This window comes from Variovorax sp. Root411 (assembly GCF_001425205.1).
In the GTDB taxonomy this organism is placed as follows: Bacteria; Pseudomonadota; Gammaproteobacteria; order Burkholderiales; family Burkholderiaceae_C; genus Variovorax.
The window spans coordinates 996,262-1,014,949 of sequence record NZ_LMDW01000001.1 but is presented as its reverse complement, the minus strand read 5'-3'; the positions used below and the strand labels follow the sequence as shown (position 1 = coordinate 1,014,949).

Genomic DNA, 18,688 nt, shown 5'->3' with positions numbered 1-18,688 from the left:
AGGGGCTGGCAGTATGCCGCATCGGTTGCGGGGGCCGCCAGGCGCATGCGATCGTATGGCACGATCAAAGGATGCATGAGCCGTCACGCCGCATACCGTATCGCACCTGGCCAGGCGCGCTGGCGGTGCTCCTCGCCATTGCCGCCTATGTGGGCGGCCTCACGTTCTGGAACCGCCACACGCCGGGCAACCGGCCGTTGCCCGTGGGGCAGACGGTGGACGCCGGCCAGGCCAGGTTCGTCCCCGCCGAGGGATGGGAGATGGACGTTTCCCGCTCGAAGGCAGGCCAGTCGCTGATGCTGTTCAAGGGCAGCCACAAGTTCCTGGTAACGACGCAGCCGTGGGCCGGCGGGCCGGACGGCTCGCTGCTGCGGCAGCAGCGGCTGATGGAGCGCGGCCAGCGCCTGCGCATCGATGGCGACGTGTCCGACTTCGTCACGTCGTGGGGGCTGCAGGGCAAGACTTTTGCCTACTACGGCTCCAAGCTGGCGGGCCGGTTCTGGCAGGTGGTCGACCTGCAGCGCAAATCGCTGGTGCAAATCGATTTCTACGGCGCCAACGAAGGCATGGACGACGCGCTGACCGAAGCCCGCGGCATGCTGGACTCGATGGACCTGGAGGCGGCGCAGTGAAGCCGCCCGTCTTCGAGCAGGACGGGGCCCAATGGCCGGTCGGCACCGATTCGTTCTTCCAGCCGCAGCGCGCCGCTTTCTGGCTGCTGGTGGCGCTGATCGTCAACGGGCTGTTCTACACGGTCCAGATGTTCTCGATGGGATTTCGCGTGGTGCCCATCACCGCATTCCTGGGGCTGCTGGTGTGGGGGGTCTACACGCTGCTTTTCGTGCTGGCCTTTCGCACGCTGGACCTGCTCGAGCAACATCCGCCGGAAGCTTACGTGCTGGCCTTTGCATGGGGTGGCATGGGCGCGGTGTATTTCGCGGCGCCGGCCAACATCGCCATCCAGAGCCTGTGCGCGAAGCTGGTGTCGCCGGAGTTCGTCGCGGTGTGGGGGCCGGCCGTTGCGGGGCCGATCACGGAAGAGTTCCTGAAGCTTGCCGGCGTCGTCCTGCTGGTGCTGGTGGCGCGCAACCAGTTCCAGACCTACCTTTCGGTGCTGATCGTCGGCGCGATGGCGGGGCTGGGTTTCCAGGTGATCGAGAACCTGAGCTACACGGTCAACGCCTCCATGCACTTTCCGCTGGAGAACCAGGTGTATCCGGTGCTGCTCAACCTGCTGACGCGCGGGCTGCTGAGCGGGCTGTGGAGCCACGCGGCCTACACGGCGATCGCGTCTTTCGGCGTGGCGTGGTTCCTGCTGCATCCGCATCGGCCGATGGCGGTGCGCATCGCGTGCGCGCTGCTGTGCTTCATGCTCGCGTGGGCGATGCACTTCATTTGGAACTCACCTTTCCTCGAAGATCTCTTCGACGGCGGATACGGTGAAATGGCCATCATGCTGGTGATCAAGGGGCTCCCCGCAATCATCGTCGCGGGGCTTTTCTGGCAGGTTGCCGCGCGCGAGAACGGCACGTACCTGCATGCGCTGGCGGCGTGGTTCGTACCGGAGCGCGAGCTGATCCGCGACGACGAATGGGTGCGGCTGGGCGCGCCCATGCAGCGCTACAAGGTCCGCAGGGAAACAGGCTGGACCTACGGCTGGCGCGCAAGGCGCCTGAAGACACGGCTGCAGCGCGAGCAGTTGCGGCTGATTCGCAAGGCCGCGACCTACGGGCGCGGCGCGCAGACGCTGCGGCACGAAGTGGCGGTAAGACGCCTTCGCGCCGAACTGGATCCACTCATCGAGGTACGAACATGAAGCAGTCGGACACGAAAGAAGACCAGGGCCAGCCGGCCTCGGAGCTCATCTCCGAAAAAATCGCCGGGCTCGGTGACTGGCGCGGCGCAACCCTCGCCAGGATGCGCAAGCTCATCACCGAGGCAGACCCGCAAGTGATCGAGGAGTGGAAGTGGATGGGCACGCCGGTCTGGTCGCACGACGGCATCATCTGCACGGGCGAGTCGTACAAGAGCGTGGTGAAGCTGACCTTCGCCAAGGGCGCGTCGCTGAAGGACCCGGCCCGTCTCTTCAATTCGAGCCTCGACGGCAACGTGCGCCGCGCCATCGACATCCATGAAGGTGAAGAGCTGGACGCGGCCGCGTTCACGGCGCTCGTTCTCGAAGCGGTAGCGCTCAATGGGGCGGGCAAGGCGAAGAAGCCGGCGACGAAAAAGGCTGTGGCGAAGAAGACGAAGGCCTGAGAGGCCACGTCACCAGAAGGCGTCGCTCTTGCGGGCGCTCACGGTCCGCAGGCAGTGCTCGGCGATCTTGCAAATGAGTTCTTCGGGCATGGGGTCGTCGTAGGGAATTCGCAGGGTGCCCTTGGTGGTCTTGTGCTTTTCCAGCTCCTTGCGGAAAGGCTCGAACGCTCCCTCTATCGGCACGAAGCTCAGGTGCGCCTTGTGCGCCGAGAAGGCGAACAGGAACCGGGGCTCCACGAAGAAGGGGGTACCCCACTTGATCGCCTCCTGGGCCTGCGGCGCGACGCTCTTGAGAATGGCATGCACTCGGCGCAGATGCGGCTGGCCCTCGGCCGGGGCAGCCTGGATGTACTCGGCAATGGTGGTCGGGGGGTTGCTTGCCATGCCATCTCTCCTGCTTCGGCTTCTGGTGCGTGCGCACGATGCCGCGAACCGGCCGATGTTGCAAGGGGGTCGGTGGCTGTCGCACAAGTTCGGCCACGAAGCTTGCTAATTCAGCGCTAAGTCTTTCGACTTTTGACTGACACAGAGGGCTTCTAGATTCATCCGCGATCCGCAGTGCAAGCGCAGCCATCGGCTGCGCTGCTGCTTCACGCTCCCCTCCACGCTCGAAAGAAGAAATTGAAAGCCATTCAAAAAATCAGATCCGGCTTGCTGTGCCCCACCCTGACCGTGCTCGCAGCTTCGCTGCTGGCTGCGTGCGGAGGCGGAGGCGGCGGCTCGGGGCCGGTTGCATTCCTCCCGCCGCCCGCGAGCCAGCCGACGAGCCAGCCCGCGGGCTCCGGCAACACCACCTTCAGCGGCGTGCTCGCCGCCACCGCCTTCAAGGCCGGCAGCAGCACCGATCCGGTGATCACCGCCGGCTACTACGCAGGTGCCACCGTCTGCGTCGACAGCAACAACAACGGTCGCTGCGACAGCGGCGAGCCCGCCGCCGTGACCGATGCCAACGGCAAGTTCAGCCTCTCGCTGTCCGCCGCGTCCGCGCTCATTGCCGACATCGGCACCAGCGCGAAGAACACCGCCAGCAACGTCAGCGTGCCCAGGCGCGAAGTGCTGCGCGTGGCGCTCGACCAGGTGAAGGAGCAAGGCACGAACGTGGTGGTGAGCCCGCTGTCGTCCGAAGTGGCGCGGTTGATCGAAGCCAACGGCACGAGCTATGCCGTCGAGAAGCAGAACCTGGCCACGCGCCTGGGCGTGCCGGCCGACGCCCTGCTCGGCGACTTCAGTGCCGCAGCCGCCAACGTGAAGACCGCCTTGCTCGACGAAGCCAATGCGCTCAACAACCGCTTCGCCTACGCCACCACCAAGCTCGACCGCGGCGACCTGTTTCCCGATGCGCTGGCCAACCCAGGCGGCGATCCGCGCCTGAGCGGCATGGCCGGCGTGACGGTCGCCACGGCGGGCGTCGCGGACAACCGCAAGCCGATCACCTTCCTGCAGTCGCAGCAAGCGGCGTTCAACGTCGAAGGCGTGCCGCGCTACGACAACATCTTCATCGTGATGCTGGAAAACAAGGCCACGATGTCGATCCTGAACTCGGCCTACGCGCCCAAGATCAACAGCTACCTGAAGGCCGGCAACCAGCTCGTGAGCTACTACGCCACCGGCAACCCGAGCGAGCCCAACTACACGGCGCTGGGCGGCGCGGACGACTGGGGCATCACCGACGACAGCCAGTGGAACTGCGACGCGACCGGCGCCAACGCCGTGCAGGACCTGCCCGTGCCCGACAACACGCAGCCGGGTCTGGCCAAGTCTCCTTTCGCGGCCACCTGCACGCAGGCCGCCGCGGTGAACCACAACATCGTCGGCAAGCCGAACCTCTTCAACGCGATCACGAGCGCCGGCCTCACCTGGCGCACCTACAGCGAGTCGATGAACCCGGGCCAGGACTTCCGCACCGACAGCGTGGCCGACACCGCCGTCACCGCGAAGGACAACGTCTACCCGCCCGGCACGCTCGGCGGCAACACCACGACCATCGGCGACGCCACGCTCACGCTGCCGCTGCCGGGCGGCCTGTACAAGACCAAGCACCACCCCGGCATGGCGTACCAGAATGTGCGCAGCGCGCCCGAGTGGAAGTACAGCAACCGCACCATGGGCGGCGGCCAGTGGGACGCCACGCTGAAAAACAGCGCCGACTACGCCATTCCCGCCAGCTACGACTACGACCAGCTCGGCACCGACCTGGCCAGCGGCAACGTCGGCAACCTGAACTTTTTGGTGCCCGACCAGTGCGACGACATGCACGGCATCAGCGTGAAGGGCACTGGCGGCACCGGTACCGCGAGCGACTGCAGCAGCGTGGCGAACAACGTATCGACCACGGCCGTGTCGCCGATCATCACGCGCGGCGACAACTACGTCGACTTCACCGTCAAGCGCATCCAGGCTTCGCCGCTGTGGAAGAACACGCAGAAGCGGGTGGCCATCGTGCTGATGTTCGACGAAGGCAGCGCCACCAGCGGCTTCAATTCCTGCTGCGGCTGGAACGTGGCCAACAGCACCGTCGCCAATCCGATCAAGCAGAACGCGGATGGCACCTGGTCGGTCGATGCCACGATCAACAACTACACCAAGGGCAACCGCGGCCACGGCGAGAGCATCTTCGGCATCCTGACGAACCAGCCCGATGCGCCCAAGGGCGTGTCGGACAGCGATGCCTACAGCCACTTCTCGTTCGTGCGTACGCTGCAGGACATGTTCCAGCTGGCCGACCCGGCCATCGATGGTTCGTACATGAACCGCTCGAAGTACACCGAGGCCTTCATCGCCCAGAACATCATGAACCTGCCGGAGTACGCGGGCAGCGCGGACACGCACTTCGACAGCGTGCGGCCGATCAACCACGCCTTCGTGATCCCGGCGAGCTACACGCAGAAGCAGTCGGGCGACGTGTCGACCGCCGCGCAGGTCGGGCCGGATGCCAACCAGTTCAACGTCTGGTCGCTGAAGCAATGAGCGAAGAACGCCGTTCGGGCCCGAAAGGGCCGGCCGTGACACGCGCCGGCTGGATCGGGCTGGCGGTGCTGGCCGCTGCAGGCGCGGCGGGCGGTGCGCTCGTCTCCTGTGGCGGCGGCGGATCGGCCGCCGCGCTGCCGGCCGCATCCGCTCCCGCAGCGGCGGGCTCCGCGCCCGCGGCCCCCGCCGCCGCCCCCAGCACGCTGAGCCTCGCGGCGCAGGTGGGCCAGAAGATGTTCTTCGACAAGAACCTCTCGGGCTCCGGCGCCATGTCGTGCGCGAGCTGCCACGACCCGGCCCATGCGTACGCGCCGGCCAACGACCTCTCCGTGCAGCTCGGCGGCGAGCACATGGACAAGGCCGGCCTGCGCGCGGTGCCTTCGCTGCGCTACAAGGACGTCACGCCGCCCTACGCCGACCTGCTGGACAACCCCGACGGCATCAGCGTGCCGGGCCCCGGCGGCGGCTTCGCATGGGACGGCCGCGCTGGCACGCTGGCCGCGCAGGCCCGCCTTCCGTTGCTCGATCCGCTGGAGATGGCCAACGCGAGCAGCACCGACGTGGTGAAGAAGTTGCAGGCCGCCGACTACGCACCGCTCGTCGCCAAGGCCTTCGGCGCGAAGGTGTTCGACGACAGCGATGCCGCCTTCACCAGCGCGCTGCAGGCGTTGCAGGCCTATCAGCTGGAGGACAAGAGCTTTCATCCGTACAGCAGCAAGTTCGACCTGTACGCGGCCAACAAGATCGGCGGCACGCTCACGCCGGCGGAAACGCGCGGGCTGAAGGTGTTCACCAACCCGGCCACCGGCAACTGCGCCTCGTGCCATTACCAGGGCGCGGGGCTCAACGGCAGTTCGGCGCTGTTCACCGACTTCTCGTACGAGGCGATCAGCGTGCCGCGCAACGCGGGCATTCCGGCCAACGGCGACCTGAAGTATTTCGACATGGGCGTATGCGGCCCGCTGCGCACCGACCACGCGCCGGCCGCACCGAATGCCGCGAACGGTTTCTGCGGCATGTTCAAGGCGCCGACCATGCGCAACGTGGCGACGCGGCAGGCCTTCTTCCACAACGGCGTGATGCATTCGCTGGAGCAGGTCGTGCGCTTCTACAACACGCGCGACACGCAGCCCGAGCTGTGGTACCCCACCGTCGGCGGAACGCCCAAGGCGAAGAACGATCCGGGCTTTCCGGCATATGGCCTCGTCACCACGCAGTACACGGGCGGCAAGGTGCAGAAGTACGACGACCTGCCGCCCGCCTACGCCACCAACATCGACACGCAACTGCCGATGGACGGCCGCGCCGCGGGCTCCGCGCCTCCCATGTCCGAGCAGGACATCGCGGACCTGCTCTGCTTCCTGAACACCCTGAGCGATGCGGACACGGCACCGGCCACGCCCGCGAAGCCGGGGGCGTGCGTCAATTGATTTGCCTACACATGAACAACAAGATCCTTTGCGCGGCAATGGCCGCCGCCGCCCTGGCCGCACTCACGGGCTGCGGCCCGCAGCAGCCCGAAGCCGACCTGCCGAACCTCACGGCCGCGATGAACGCCTACCTTGCGAAGAAAGGCGACCTGTGCCTGGGCAAGACCCAATGGCCCATCGACGTGCCGCAGCGCGAGGCAGGCACGCGCGCGCGCAACGCGGTGCAGATGCCGGTGCTGGAGCATGTCGGGCTGGTGAGCGCGTCCACCGCGAAGGTGGAGGACGGCAAGGAGGCCGGCGAGATCGGGGTCACCCGCTACGCGCTGACCGACGAAGGAAAGAAGTACTTCCTGGTGCGCAAGAACCAAAGCGGCCAGAGCGGCCAGGGCGACTTCTGCGCCGCCCACCTGACGCTCGACAAGATCGTCGGCTGGGAAGCGCGCAAGGACGCCAAGGACCCGGCCGAAGTCGTCGTCACCTACACCTACAGGATCGATGCCGCGCCCTGGACGGGCAATGCCGACGTGCAAAAGGCCTTTCCGATGGTCGACCGCGTGGTGCGCGGCGCCGGCACCATGCAGTTGAAGCAGAACTTCAAACGCACCGACAACGGCTGGGTTCCGGCGGAAGTCTGAGCCGATGGATGCGGTGCTGCGCTTCTCGCCCGCGCTGAGCGACTGGGTATCGCACAACCTGCACCAGGGCTGCGCCCCCGCGAACGTGATCGAGGCCATGCGCGCGCAGGACATGCCGCCCGAGGCCGCCAAGGCCATCGTCGATGCCTTCGTGTTCGCGCTGCGCACCGGTAGCCCGTTGCCTATCGATTCGGTGACGATAGCGCCCCCCTACCAGTACGAGCCGCCGCGGCTGCCGCCGGGCACGTCGATCCGCACCACGGACCGGCTCGTGCGTGTGGCCGCGCGCGCGGCGCAGCCGGCCATGGCGGTGCTCGACGACGTGTTCAACGCGCAGGAATGCGAAGAGCTGATCGCGCTCGCGAGGCCCCGGCTCGCGCCATCGACCACTGTCGATCCGCTGTCCGGGCGCGACCTTGTCGGTGAGCAGCGCAGCAGCCTGGGCATGTTCTTCCGGCTGCGCGAAAACGCCTTCATCGCCAAACTCGACCGGCGCGTGTCGGAGCTCATGAACCTGCCGGTGGAAAACGGCGAGGGCCTGCAGGTGCTGTACTACCCGGCCGGCACGCAGAGCATGCCGCACTTCGATTTCCTGGTGCCGTCCAACGAGGCCAACAAGGCTTCGCTCGCACGCAGCGGCCAGCGCGTGAGCACGCTCGTGAGTTACCTCAACGAGGTGGAGGAAGGCGGCGAAACCGTATTTCCCGAATGCGGCTGGTCGGTGTCGCCACGACGCGGCAGCGCGGTGTACTTCGAGTACTACAACAGCCTCGGGCAGGTGGACCCTGCATCGCTGCATGCGGGCGCACCCGTGCTGCGCGGCGAGAAATGGGTGGCGACCAAGTGGATGCGGCAGCGGCGCTTCGTGGCCGCTGGAGAGGCTTCGGACGGCTGACTCGTGGCGGTGGGCGGGCCGCCGCCCGTGCGGTCCGGGGTGTATCGGTTTGACTTTATTTTAGATATATCTAAAATAATTCCGATACACATCTTGAAGGATGCTCACCATGAGACATTTCCATTCCAACCATCACCACTGCCGCACCGCCCGCAGCGAACATGAAGACGGCCTTTCCGGCGGCCGTGGACAACACCGCGGCGGTGGCCGTGGCGGCGCACGCGTGTTCGGCCACGGCGGCCTGCGCTTCGTGCTGCTGCAGCTCATCGCCGACAAGCCGGCGCACGGCTACGAACTGATCAAGGCCATCGAAGACCGCCTCGGCGGCAGCTACGCGCCGAGCCCCGGCGTGGTCTACCCCACGCTCACGCTGCTCGAGGAAATGGGCTACCTCAGCGTGGAAGCCGGCGACGGCAGCGGCCGCAAGCGCTACAGCATCACGGCCAGCGGCCAGGAATTCCTCGCGGCCAACCGCGAGATGGCCGACGCCATGATGGCCCGCATGAGCGGCGGCGTGGACGGCGCCGGCCCGCGCGGCGGACGGCCGCCGCAGGTCACGCGCGCCATCGAGAACCTCAAGCTCGCAATGCGCATGCGCCTGTCGGGCGCCGCGATGACCGAGCAGCAGGCGCATGAATTCGCCGCGGTGCTCGACGCCGCGGCCCAGCAGATCGAAAAGATCTGAGCCCGCGCCCTCCTCCCGAATCTCAACCCGCCCTGCTCACCCAGGACTTCTGCAATGACTGACCTCAGTACTTCATCTGCTTCCGCCGCACCCGACCGCATGCCGCGCCGGGTGCGCCACGACCTGCGCTTTCGCCGGCTCACGGTGAAGGCCGCGCAGCGCGTGACGCCGCACCTGATCCGCATCACCCTCGCGGGCGACTACCTCGCGGGCTTCACCAGCCCCGGCTTCGACGACCACGCGAAGATCTTCTTTCCCGACGCCACCGGCAAGCTCACGCTGCCCACGGTCGGCCCCGAGGGCCCGATCTGGCCCGAAGGCCGCCCGACCATGCGCGACTACACGCCGCGCCGCCATGACGCCGATGCCGGCACGCTCGAAATCGACTTCGCGCTGCACGAAGCCGGCCCCGCCACGCAATGGGCCGAGCGGGCCAGGCCCGGCGACGTCGTCGGCGTGGGCGGCCCGCGCGGCTCGTTCATCGTGCCGACCGAATTCGACTGGCATCTGCTGATCGGCGACGACACCGCCCTGCCCGCGATCTCGCGCCGCCTGGCTGAACTGCCGGCCGGCGCGCGCGTGGTGGTGCTGGCGGAAGTCGACAGCGAAGCCGACGAGATTCCGTTCGACACGCAGGCCGAACTCACGCTGAAGTGGGTGCACCGCCGCAGCACCGAGCCGGGCCTGAGCCCTGTGCTGCTCGACGCGCTGAAAGCGATGCAGCTACCGGCTGGCGACTTCCATGCATGGGTCGGTTGCGAATCGGCCATCGCCAAGGCGCTGCGCGCGCACCTCGTGGGCGAGCGCGGCGCGAACCCGAAATGGACACGGGCCTCGGGCTACTGGCGCCGCGGCGCAGTGGCAACGCACGACTCGCACGACGAGTGACGTGTTGGTATTGCTCCTTCCCCTTCCGGGGGAAGGCTGGGATGGGGGCAAGCGGCGCTCGATAAGCCGCTGATGATTGATACGCCGTCAGCCCCCACCCCCGCCCTCCTCCGGGAGGGGAGGGAGAAAAACCGGGCAGCCCCGCCTTTACAGCCAACCGGCGCGCTTGAACCGGTAATAGAGATAGCCGCAGGTGCCGGCGATCAGTCCCAGCGCCACCGCATAGCCGTAGCGGAATTTCAGCTCCGGCATGTTCTCGAAGTTCATGCCCCAGATGCCGGCGTAGGCGGTGCACACCGCGAAGATGCTGGCCCAGGACGCGAGGCGCTTGGTGACTTCGCTCTCCTCGATGGTGACCATCGACAGGTTCACTTGGACCGCCGTGCCGATGGTGTCGCGCATGGCGTCAATCGAGCCGTTGATGCGTCCCAGGTGGTCGCCCACGTCGCGGAAGTACTCCTGGGAACTCATGCAGATCTGGGGCACCCGCCCGCCGTGCAGCTTGCTGGCCGCCTCCAGCAGCGGCGCCACCGCGCGCTTCAGGATCATGCTGCGCCGCTTCAAGTCGTAGAGCTGCTTGATCTTGTCGCGCGCCGCGCCGCCCTGGCCAAAGATCTGCTGCTCGATAGCCTCGAGCTCCACCTCCAGCGCGTCGATCACCGGAAAGTAGCGGTCGACCACCGCATCCATCAATGCATACAGCACGAAGCCCGCGCCGTTGCGCAGCAGCTCGGGCTCGCGCTCGCAGCGCTCGCGCACGCCCAGAAAGCCCTGCTTGCTGCGGTTGCGCACCGACAGCACGTAGTTGGTGCCGACGAACACGTCGACCTCGCCCACGTTCGTGCAGTGCTCGCCCTCGGGCGAAGGCTCCACCAGGTGCATGACCACGAAGAGCGAATCGCCGTACTCCTCCACCTTCGGGCGCTGATGGCCGTGGTGGGCGTCTTCGACCGCGAGCGGATGCAGGCCGAATTCAAGCTGCATCACGCTCAGTTCCTCGGGCGATGCATCGCTCAGCGCCACCCAGACGAAGCAGCCCGGCCGGCTGATGTAGTCGCTGATGTCCTCGACCGAAATGTCGGCGAGCTTGGAGCCGTTTTCGTAGGCCACGCAGTTGATAAGCATCGGTATGCGTCCGTGTTCAGTCCCGGGGGCCGGCCGCGGCCAGTTGGCCCGTGGCAGCCAGCGACGCCTCGATGGCCAGCGTCTCGCCCTTGAGCAGGGCGAGCCCCTTCTCGGCGAATGCAGCGTGGCTCGCAACGTCGGCCCACAGGCTCGCGGCGGCTTCGGCGCATGTGAGCGATGTGAAGCGGATGCGGCCCTTCGCCAGCGCCACGAAGCGCTTCTCGCGCAGGGGGTCCGCGCGGTCCCAGGCGCCGCCGATGAGCACGCGCTTGCCGCGCTTGATGCGAGGTTCGCGCTCGGCGAAGAAAGGCAGCTTGGCGGACACCCAGCCCAGCAGGCCGCTGTTCAGCGCGGTGTCGAAGGCCGAAGGGGCGGGGTGCGCCTTGGCAAATTCGCGCAGGGTACCGAGTGTGTAGAGCACCGGATCCTTGGACCCGGCTGCACCGCCCTCCACCGGCTTGATGACGGGCGGGCCGTTGCCCCCGCGCCCCTCGGGCCGCTTCGGCTTGCGCAGGTCCGCGAGCTGGGCCGGCGATATGCAGAGATACAGAGCCGCGAGTTCGGCAGGCAAGGTGGCGGTATCCGGCAGCGCGTCCGCTTCAGGGCCTTTGAATTCATCCAGCTGGGCCATGGGCGCCTTGTTCTTCACGCGGGGTTTGCGCTGGGGGATTTTAGAGTGGGGGATGCGGGTTGAGACTTTCGCCTCTCCCCGATAATTGCCCGAGTGAACACGACGACTGCCCACCCTACCCCCTCGACCAGCGATCTCTCTGGGCACACGCCCATGATGGCCCAGTACCTTGGCCTCAAGGCCAACCATCCGGACACCCTGCTGTTCTACCGGATGGGCGATTTCTACGAACTCTTCTGGGCCGACGCCGAAAAAGCGGCCCGCCTGCTCGACATCACGCTCACCCAGCGCGGCCAGTCGGCCGGCCAGCCGGTGGTGATGTGCGGCGTGCCCTTCCATGCGGTCGACACCTACCTGGGCCGGCTCATCAAGCTGGGCGAATCGGTTGCCATCTGCGAGCAGGTGGGCGAGGTCGGAGCCAGCAAGGGGCCGGTGGAACGCAAGGTGGTGCGGGTGGTCACGCCCGGCACGCTGACCGACTCCGAACTGCTCAACGACAAGAGTGAATCGCTGCTGCTCGCGGTGCATGCGGGTACGCGCAATTTCTGCGGGCTGGCCTGGCTGAGCGTGACAGGTGCCGAACTGCGGCTGGCCGAATGCCCGGCCGACGCGCTCGAAGCCTGGATCGCGCGCATCGCGCCGAGCGAACTGCTCTACAGCGCCGAAGTGACACCCGCCTTCGAGCAGCGCCTGAAGGCGGCGCGCGCCACTACGCCATTCACCTTGTCGCTGCGACCGGCGTGGCAGTTCGATGGCGGCCTGGGCGAACGCAAGCTCAGCGAGCAGATGGGCAGCAACAGCCTCGCCGCCTGGAACGCAGAATCGCTCACCAACGCGCACGCCGCGGCCGCTGCGCTGCTGGGCTATGCCGAGCACACGCAAGGCCGTGCGCTGTCGCACGTGCAGCGCCTCTCGGTCGAGCGCGATGGCGATTTGATCGAGCTGCCGCCCACCACGCGCCGCAACCTCGAACTGGTGCAGACGCTGCGCGGCGAAGATTCGCCCACCATGTTCTCGCTGCTCGACACCTGCATGACGGGCATGGGCAGCCGGCTCCTGAAGCGCTGGCTGCTGTCGCCGCGGCGCGACCGCTCCGAGGCGCAGGCCCGGCTCGAGGCCGTCGGTGCGCTGCAGGCCACGGTACTGGGCGGCACGGCCGCACCCTGGCGCACGCTGCGTGAGCAGCTCAAGAACACGAGCGACGTGGAACGCATCGCGGCCCGCATCGCACTGCGGCAGGTGCGCCCGCGCGAATTGCTGGCGCTGCGCCAGGCGCTGTCCAAAGCGGAGCAACTGGCGCCGCTGCTGCCCGGCGCCGCCGCGCTGCTGGCCCGGATCGCCGAACGCCTCGCCCCGCCACCGGGCTGCGCCGACCTGCTGGCGAGCGCGATCAAGCCCGACCCTTCCGCGCTGGTGCGCGACGGCGGCGTGATCGCCACCGGCCACGACGCCGAGCTCGACGAGCTGCGCGCCATCAGCGAGAACTGCGACGACTTCCTGCTGAAGCTCGAAGTGAGCGAGCGCGAGCGCACCGGCATCAGCAACCTGCGCGTGCAGTTCAACCGCGTGCACGGCTTCTACATCGAGGTGACGCAAAGCGCGCTCTCGAAGGTGCCCGACAACTACCGCCGCCGCCAGACGCTGAAGAACGCCGAGCGCTTCATCACGCCCGAACTGAAGACCTTCGAGGACAAGGCCCTGAGCGCGCAAGACCGCGCGCTGGCCCGCGAGAAATGGCTGTACGAACAGCTGCTCGACGCGCTGCAGCCCTCGGTGCCCGCGCTCACGCAGCTGGCTGGCGGCATCGCCACGCTCGACGCGCTGTGCGCGCTGGCCGAGCGCTCGCACACGCTGCACTGGCGCGCGCCCAGCTTCGTGGCGCACCCGTGCATCGAGATCCAGCAGGGCCGCCATCCGGTGGTCGAAGCCCGGCTGGCCGAGAAGTCGTCGGGCGGCTTCATCGCCAACGACACGCAGCTTGGGCCGCAGCAGCGCATGCAGGTCATCACCGGCCCCAACATGGGCGGCAAGTCGACGTACATGCGGCAGGTGGCGATCATCGTGCTGCTGGCCTCCATCGGCTCGCACGTGCCGGCGGCGGCCTGCCGGCTCGGGCCGATCGACGCGATACACACCCGCATCGGGGCGGCGGACGACCTGGCCAATGCGCAGTCGACCTTCATGCTCGAGATGACCGAGGCCGCGCAGATCCTGCACAGCGCCACGGCGCAGTCGCTGGTGCTGATGGACGAGATCGGCCGCGGCACCAGCACCTTCGACGGGCTGGCGCTGGCCGCCGGCATCGCGGCCCAGTTGCACGACCGCAGCAAGGCCTTCACGCTGTTCGCCACCCACTACTTCGAGCTGACCGAGTTCCCGGCCACGCACCATGGCGCGGTGAACATGCACGTGAGCGCCACCGAGGCGGGCCGCGACATCGTGTTCCTGCACGAAATGCAGCCCGGCCCGGCCAGCAAGAGCTACGGCATCCAGGTGGCGCGGCTCGCGGGCATGCCCGCGGCGGTGGTCAACCATGCGCGGCAGGCGCTGGAGGCGCTCGAATCGCAGCATGCGCAAACACGTGCACAGGTCGACCTGTTCGCACCGCCCCCGGTGGCCGAAACGCCGCTGGCCAGCGCCGTAGAATCCGCGCTGGCTGCGCTCGACCCCGACACCATGAGCCCGCGCGAGGCGCTCGACGCCTTGTACGCCCTTCAAAAACTAAATAAACGTGAACTCGGCGCCGCATGACCGGGCACCGTTCATGCAAGATGAACTCATGACTTACTGCGTAGGCATCAAACTCAACGCCGGCCTGGTGTTTCTCTCCGACTCGCGCACCAACGCGGGCGTGGACCACATCAGCACCTTCCGCAAGATGATCGTCTACGAGCAGCCGGGCGACCGCGTCATGGTGCTGCTGTCGGCGGGCAACCTGAGCATCTCGCAGTCGGTGCGCGAAATTCTCCAGATCGAGGAGCTGCGCGAGACCCGCGAAGACGGCACGCAGGGCGACCCGATCACCATCTGGAACGCCAAGAGCATGTTCGATGCCGCGCGCGTTCTGGGCTCGGCGGTGCGCCACGTGTACGACCGCGATGCCGAAGCACTCAAGCATGCGGGGCTGGACTTCAACGTGTCCTTCATCTTCGGCGGGCAGGTCAAGGGCGAGGGCATGCGACTGTTCCTGGTCTATGCGGCCGGCAACTTCATCGAAGCCACCACCGAGACGCCCTACTTCCAGGTCGGCGAGTCGAAGTACGGCAAGCCCGTGCTCGACCGGGTTCTCACGCCCGAGACCCCGCTCGACGAAGCCGCCAAGTGCGCGCTGGTGTCGATGGACTCGACCATGAAGTCGAACCTGTCGGTCGGCCTGCCGCTCGACCTCGTGGTGTACGAGGCCAACAAGCTCGAGACCGACCGCGTGATCTGCATCGATGCCGACAACCCCTACTACCGCATGATGCACAACAGCTGGGGCCAGAAGCTGCGCGAGGTGTTCGACAGCATCGAAGACCCGGTGTGGGACGACAGCCATACCGAGCATCCGCTGAAGATGCCCGCCACGCGGCACGGCGCGCTGCGCAAGATCTCCACGCCCGACGAAAAGCTGATCTGAGCGCCACCGCGCTGCAGGACAGCGTCGATCAAGGCCCGGGCACGAGCACGATCCTGCGGATCAACTGGCCGTCGTAGTCGGCGACGTAAAAGGCATTACTGCCGTCCAGAACCACGCTGACAGGGCCATTGAAACTTGCGGCCGCGCCCTTGCCGTCGGCCGCGCCGGGCGCCCCCGAGCCCGCCAGCGTTCTCACGTCACCAGCCGGGGTGATCACGCGGAACAGGTTGTTGCCGTAGTCCGCCACATAGATGTTGCCGCTGGCGTCCACCGTCACCCCGTTCGGAACGCGGAACGACGCGGCAGTGCCGTTGCCGTCGACCGCGCCCGCCGTCCCGGAACCCGCGAACGTCGTGACATCGCCTGCCGGAGTGATCTTGCGGATCACGTTGTTGAGGGAGTCCGCCACATAGAGATTGCCGGCGGCGTCCAGCGCGAGGCCCACCGGACTGTTGAAGGACGCGGCCGTGCCGTTGCCATCGGCCCCGCCCACCGCCCCGGAGCCCGCGAACGTCGTGACATCGCCCGCTGGCGTGATCTTGCGGATCAGGTTGTTGTTGTAGTCCGAGATATAGACGTTGCCGGCGGCGTCCACTGCCACGCCCGCTGGATTGTTGAAGGACGCAGCGGTGCCGTTGCCGTTGGTCGAGCCGAAGGCCCCGGAGCCGGCGATCGTCGTGACATCGGCTGCCGGGGTGATCTTGCGGATCATGTTGTTGTTGAAATCCCCCGTATAGAAGTTGCCGCCGGTATCCGATGCCAGGCCCGTCGGGCGGTCGAACGACGCAAGCGTACCGTTGCCGTTGGTAGAGCCCGGCGTCACGGAGCCCGCGAAGGTCGTGACATCGCGCGCCGGGGTGATCTTGCGGATCGTGTTGTTGGCGCTGTCCGCCACATAGAGGTTGCCGCCCGAATCCACGACCATGCCGAATGGCTGGTTGAACGAGGCAGCCGTGCCGTTCCCATTGGCCGAGCCCTTTGCACCGGTGCCTGCCACCGTCGTGACCGAGCCGACCGAGCACTGCACGGCCACATTGCTCACGTCCGCAGCCGCAGTGCCGCTGCCGTTGGTGACGCTGCAGAATTCCGCCGCGGGCAGCGCGCTCACCGTGACCGCGTAGGTGGCGCCGTTCGCCATGGGCGTCGCGAAGGTGAAGCTGCCATTGGCTGCCACTGCGAGAGAGTCTGCGCCGTTGTTCTGCAGAACGAGCCCGGAGCCGACCAGTCCGCTGACCGTGCCGCTCACGGTGACGCTGTTGCTGGCGCAAACGATCGTGACGGTGCTCACGTCCGCGTCGGCCACGGTGCCGGTGGCGCTGTTCACGGTGCAGGTCTGTGCCGGAGAGCCGGGCTGCGTCTTCACGCGCACGGCGTAGGCCTCGCCCTTGGCCAGCTTGCCCGCGAAGCGGAAGCTGCTGCTGCCGGCCGGCACGGCCAGATCATCGCCTCCGTTGTTCTGCAGGACGAGCCCGGAGCCCGTCAGGCCTGTGACGGTTCCGCCCACCGCGTAGAGCTGCGTGGGCAATGGAAAGAACGGGAAGAAACCGCCGCCATTGCCGCCGCCCCCGCAGGCGGTCACGACCACCGACATGAAGAAGACCAGGGCGGTTCTCCAAATCGAGTCCCGAAGGGCGTACCAGGACAAGAGTGCGGGAAGGATGAATCGTGTCTGCGACAAAGGAGTGGTCATGCAGGCCTCGGTTGGTTCCATGAAGAAGATCGAGATCAAGAAGAAGATTCGGATCGTTCAGAACGTGGGCGTGCTCGACGCCCGGGTTCCATAGTGCTTTCGCGGTACGCTGTTTTCTCGCTCCCCCTGAGTCCGGAAGCGCGGCTCTTCAATCGTGTCCCAACTGTTAGCTGCGCTTGTGACGGAGCGCAGTATGCGGACGTTCTCCCGCAGGTCAAGCCCGTGTGCACGCCGCGATGCAAATGAGCGCATCGCGAGGCGATGTTCGAGCACTTTCGCAGTAAGAAGGCCTTGCGAAGTGGGACGCACAGTTGCTGCGCGACTACATCGACCACAACGCCAACGGCCTGCACCTCACCCGCTGGTGACGTGCACCCCGGGCCGCCTGCCCGCATTCCACTTGCCGCCAAGCGCCCGCTCGATCTGCGCGGCCAGCTGTAGCAGCAGCCCGTCGTTCGCCTGCGCGGCCTGAGCCTGGATGCCCAGCGGCATGCCGTTCTCCTGCGCCGCCATGGGCAGCGAGATGCCTGGCATGCCGCACAGGTTGGCCAGCGGCGTGTACGCGAAGTTTTTCCAGAGATTGGCGAACCAGTCGTAAACGGACGGGTTCGTGCTGGTCGTCAGGTACTCGCTGGTGCCGACCTTGGGCGTGGGCAGCGCGCTGATCGGCGTCAGGATGATGTCCCAGCGCTGGAAGAAGTCGCCGAAGGCGCGCGAGGTGCTGTTGAACACCGCCTGCATCTTCGAGCGCTCTGTGTAGGAGGTGTGCAGCCCGGCTTCCCAGATCTTGATGTTGATCGGCTCCAGCAGCTCGGCCGGCGGGCGCTCCAACCCCAGCCGGTGCAGATGGCCGTCGATGACCTGCGCGAAGTTGCTGATGTAGCAGGTGGTCTGCGCGTCGAAGGCCGTTCGGAAGTCGATCTCCGGCAGCGCCCATTCGACGTGGTGGCCCAGCCCCTCGAGAAAGCGGCCGACGCGCTCCAGCTCGGCCACGAAATGCGGCGTCGCGCGGAAGTCGCCCCACTCGTGCGACAGCGCGATGCGCAGGCGGCCCGGGTCGCGCCGGATGAGGTCGCTGTACGGCTCGGCTGGCGACCAGAAGGGCATGAACTCGCCCGGCGCACCGCCACGGCAGTGATCGACGAAGGCCGCCGTGTCGCGCACGGTGCGGCTGTGGCAGCCCTGGATCGACACGAGCCCCGACAGGTCCGACAGGCTGGGCGCCAGCGAGAACACGCCGCGCGACACCTTCAGGCCGATGTTGCCGTTCACGCCCGCTGGAATGCGGATGGAACCGCCGCCGTCGGTGGCATGGGACAGCGGCAGCACGCCAGCGGCCACCACGGCCGCCGTGCCGGCCGAGGACCCGCAGGTCGTGTATTCCAGATTCCACGGATTGCGCGTGGTGCAAAGCGCGTTCTCCGCCGAGCTGCACACGCCGAACTCGGGCGTGGTGCTGCGGCCCACGATGTTCAGGCCCACCTTGCGCAGTTGCTGCGTGAGAAAGCTGTCGGCCGCGGGGCGATGACCCTGCATCATCATCGAACCGAACTCCTGCAGCCGGCCCTTCAGCGTCGGGCCGAGGTCCTTCATCAGGTAGGGCAGGCCCGCGAACACGCCTTCGGGGTTCATGCCGTCCTTCAGCGGGTCGGCCACCACGTCGTCGAAGACTTCGACCACCGCGTCCAGCGACGGATCGACCTTCGCGATGCCGGCAGCCGCCTGCGCCGCCAGCTCGGCCGCCGTCAACTCCCCCTTGCGAACCCGTTCGGCCAACCCGATGCCGTCGTGATCGGCCCATTCGCTCCAGCTCATTGCCAGCGTCATCCGTGGTGCTCCATATCGTTTCCAGGACTGTCCGGCC

The 18,688-nt window shown here is 67.1% G+C and carries 16 protein-coding genes; 11 read left to right on the top strand and 5 right to left on the bottom strand.

All coding sequences use genetic code 11. The features are described 5' to 3' along the window. Positions 1-71 precede the first annotated feature (71 nt). The 3 genes from ASC92_RS04715 to ASC92_RS04705 are packed head-to-tail and all read left to right on the top strand — an operon-like array spanning position 72 to position 2,259. Positions 72-632: a hypothetical protein gene (locus ASC92_RS04715; protein ID WP_056510905.1), complete on the top strand. Its 561-nt coding sequence runs from the start codon at positions 72-74 to the stop codon at positions 630-632. Further along, positions 629-1,816 carry a PrsW family intramembrane metalloprotease gene (locus ASC92_RS04710; RefSeq protein ID WP_056510901.1) on the top strand — a complete coding sequence of 396 codons (1,188 nt, stop codon included), beginning with the start codon at positions 629-631 and terminating at the stop codon, positions 1,814-1,816. Before ASC92_RS04715 ends, ASC92_RS04710 begins: the two co-directional genes overlap by 4 nt. Beyond that, positions 1,813-2,259, top strand: a complete 447-nt coding sequence (locus tag ASC92_RS04705) for a DUF1801 domain-containing protein (protein ID WP_056510897.1) — start codon at positions 1,813-1,815, stop codon at positions 2,257-2,259. Before ASC92_RS04710 ends, ASC92_RS04705 begins: the two co-directional genes overlap by 4 nt. A gap of 9 nt (positions 2,260-2,268) precedes the next feature. Here ASC92_RS04705 and ASC92_RS04700 read toward each other — a convergent pair whose 3' ends face one another. Then, positions 2,269-2,643, bottom strand: a complete 375-nt coding sequence (locus tag ASC92_RS04700) for an iron chaperone (protein WP_056510894.1) — start codon at positions 2,641-2,643, stop codon at positions 2,269-2,271. Between the two features lie 267 nt (positions 2,644-2,910). Here ASC92_RS04700 and ASC92_RS04695 point away from each other — a divergent pair, with 267 nt between their 5' ends. The 6 genes from ASC92_RS04695 (at position 2,911) to ASC92_RS04670 (ending at position 9,759) form a co-directional block, all read left to right on the top strand. After that, positions 2,911-5,226 (top strand): alkaline phosphatase family protein, encoded by a 2,316-nt coding sequence (locus tag ASC92_RS04695; RefSeq protein ID WP_056510890.1) that lies wholly within the window; start codon positions 2,911-2,913, stop codon positions 5,224-5,226. Then, positions 5,223-6,656: a cytochrome-c peroxidase gene (locus tag ASC92_RS04690; protein WP_056510887.1), complete on the top strand. Its 1,434-nt coding sequence runs from the start codon at positions 5,223-5,225 to the stop codon at positions 6,654-6,656. The genes ASC92_RS04695 and ASC92_RS04690 overlap by 4 nt, the downstream gene beginning before the upstream one ends. An 11-nt stretch (positions 6,657-6,667) precedes the next feature. Continuing rightward, positions 6,668-7,291, top strand: coding sequence for a hypothetical protein (locus ASC92_RS04685; protein WP_056510884.1), 624 nt, complete (start codon positions 6,668-6,670; stop codon positions 7,289-7,291). 4 nt (positions 7,292-7,295) lie between these two features. Then, positions 7,296-8,186: a 2OG-Fe(II) oxygenase gene (locus ASC92_RS04680; RefSeq protein WP_056510882.1), complete on the top strand. Its 891-nt coding sequence runs from the start codon at positions 7,296-7,298 to the stop codon at positions 8,184-8,186. 109 nt (positions 8,187-8,295) lie between these two features. Next, positions 8,296-8,871, top strand: coding sequence for a PadR family transcriptional regulator (locus ASC92_RS04675; RefSeq protein WP_056511876.1), 576 nt, complete (start codon positions 8,296-8,298; stop codon positions 8,869-8,871). A 54-nt stretch (positions 8,872-8,925) separates the two neighbouring features. Beyond that, positions 8,926-9,759, top strand: a complete 834-nt coding sequence (locus ASC92_RS04670; RefSeq protein ID WP_056510878.1) for a siderophore-interacting protein — start codon at positions 8,926-8,928, stop codon at positions 9,757-9,759. Positions 9,760-9,906: 147 nt separating this feature from the next. Here ASC92_RS04670 and ASC92_RS04665 read toward each other — a convergent pair whose 3' ends face one another. Further along, positions 9,907-10,884, bottom strand: coding sequence for a magnesium and cobalt transport protein CorA (locus tag ASC92_RS04665; RefSeq protein WP_056510874.1), 978 nt, complete (start codon positions 10,882-10,884; stop codon positions 9,907-9,909). A 16-nt stretch (positions 10,885-10,900) separates the two neighbouring features. Next, positions 10,901-11,515, bottom strand: coding sequence for a hypothetical protein (locus tag ASC92_RS04660; protein WP_056510871.1), 615 nt, complete (start codon positions 11,513-11,515; stop codon positions 10,901-10,903). A 93-nt stretch (positions 11,516-11,608) separates the two neighbouring features. On the opposite strand from ASC92_RS04660, the gene mutS reads away from it, so the two are divergent. Continuing rightward, positions 11,609-14,266 (top strand): DNA mismatch repair protein MutS, encoded by a 2,658-nt coding sequence (gene mutS, locus ASC92_RS04655; protein WP_056510866.1) that lies wholly within the window; start codon positions 11,609-11,611, stop codon positions 14,264-14,266. A 28-nt stretch (positions 14,267-14,294) separates the two neighbouring features. Further along, positions 14,295-15,134, top strand: a complete 840-nt coding sequence (locus tag ASC92_RS04650; RefSeq protein WP_056511873.1) for a proteasome-type protease — start codon at positions 14,295-14,297, stop codon at positions 15,132-15,134. Between the two features lie 28 nt (positions 15,135-15,162). Here ASC92_RS04650 and ASC92_RS04645 read toward each other — a convergent pair whose 3' ends face one another. Together ASC92_RS04645 and ASC92_RS04640 are read right to left on the bottom strand one after the other, a co-directional pair. Continuing rightward, positions 15,163-16,863 carry an NHL repeat-containing protein gene (locus ASC92_RS04645; protein WP_157608976.1) on the bottom strand — a complete coding sequence of 567 codons (1,701 nt, stop codon included), beginning with the start codon at positions 16,861-16,863 and terminating at the stop codon, positions 15,163-15,165. A 315-nt stretch (positions 16,864-17,178) separates the two neighbouring features. Beyond that, positions 17,179-18,651 (bottom strand): amidase, encoded by a 1,473-nt coding sequence (locus ASC92_RS04640; protein ID WP_056510861.1) that lies wholly within the window; start codon positions 18,649-18,651, stop codon positions 17,179-17,181. Between the last annotated feature and the right edge of the window lie 37 nt (positions 18,652-18,688).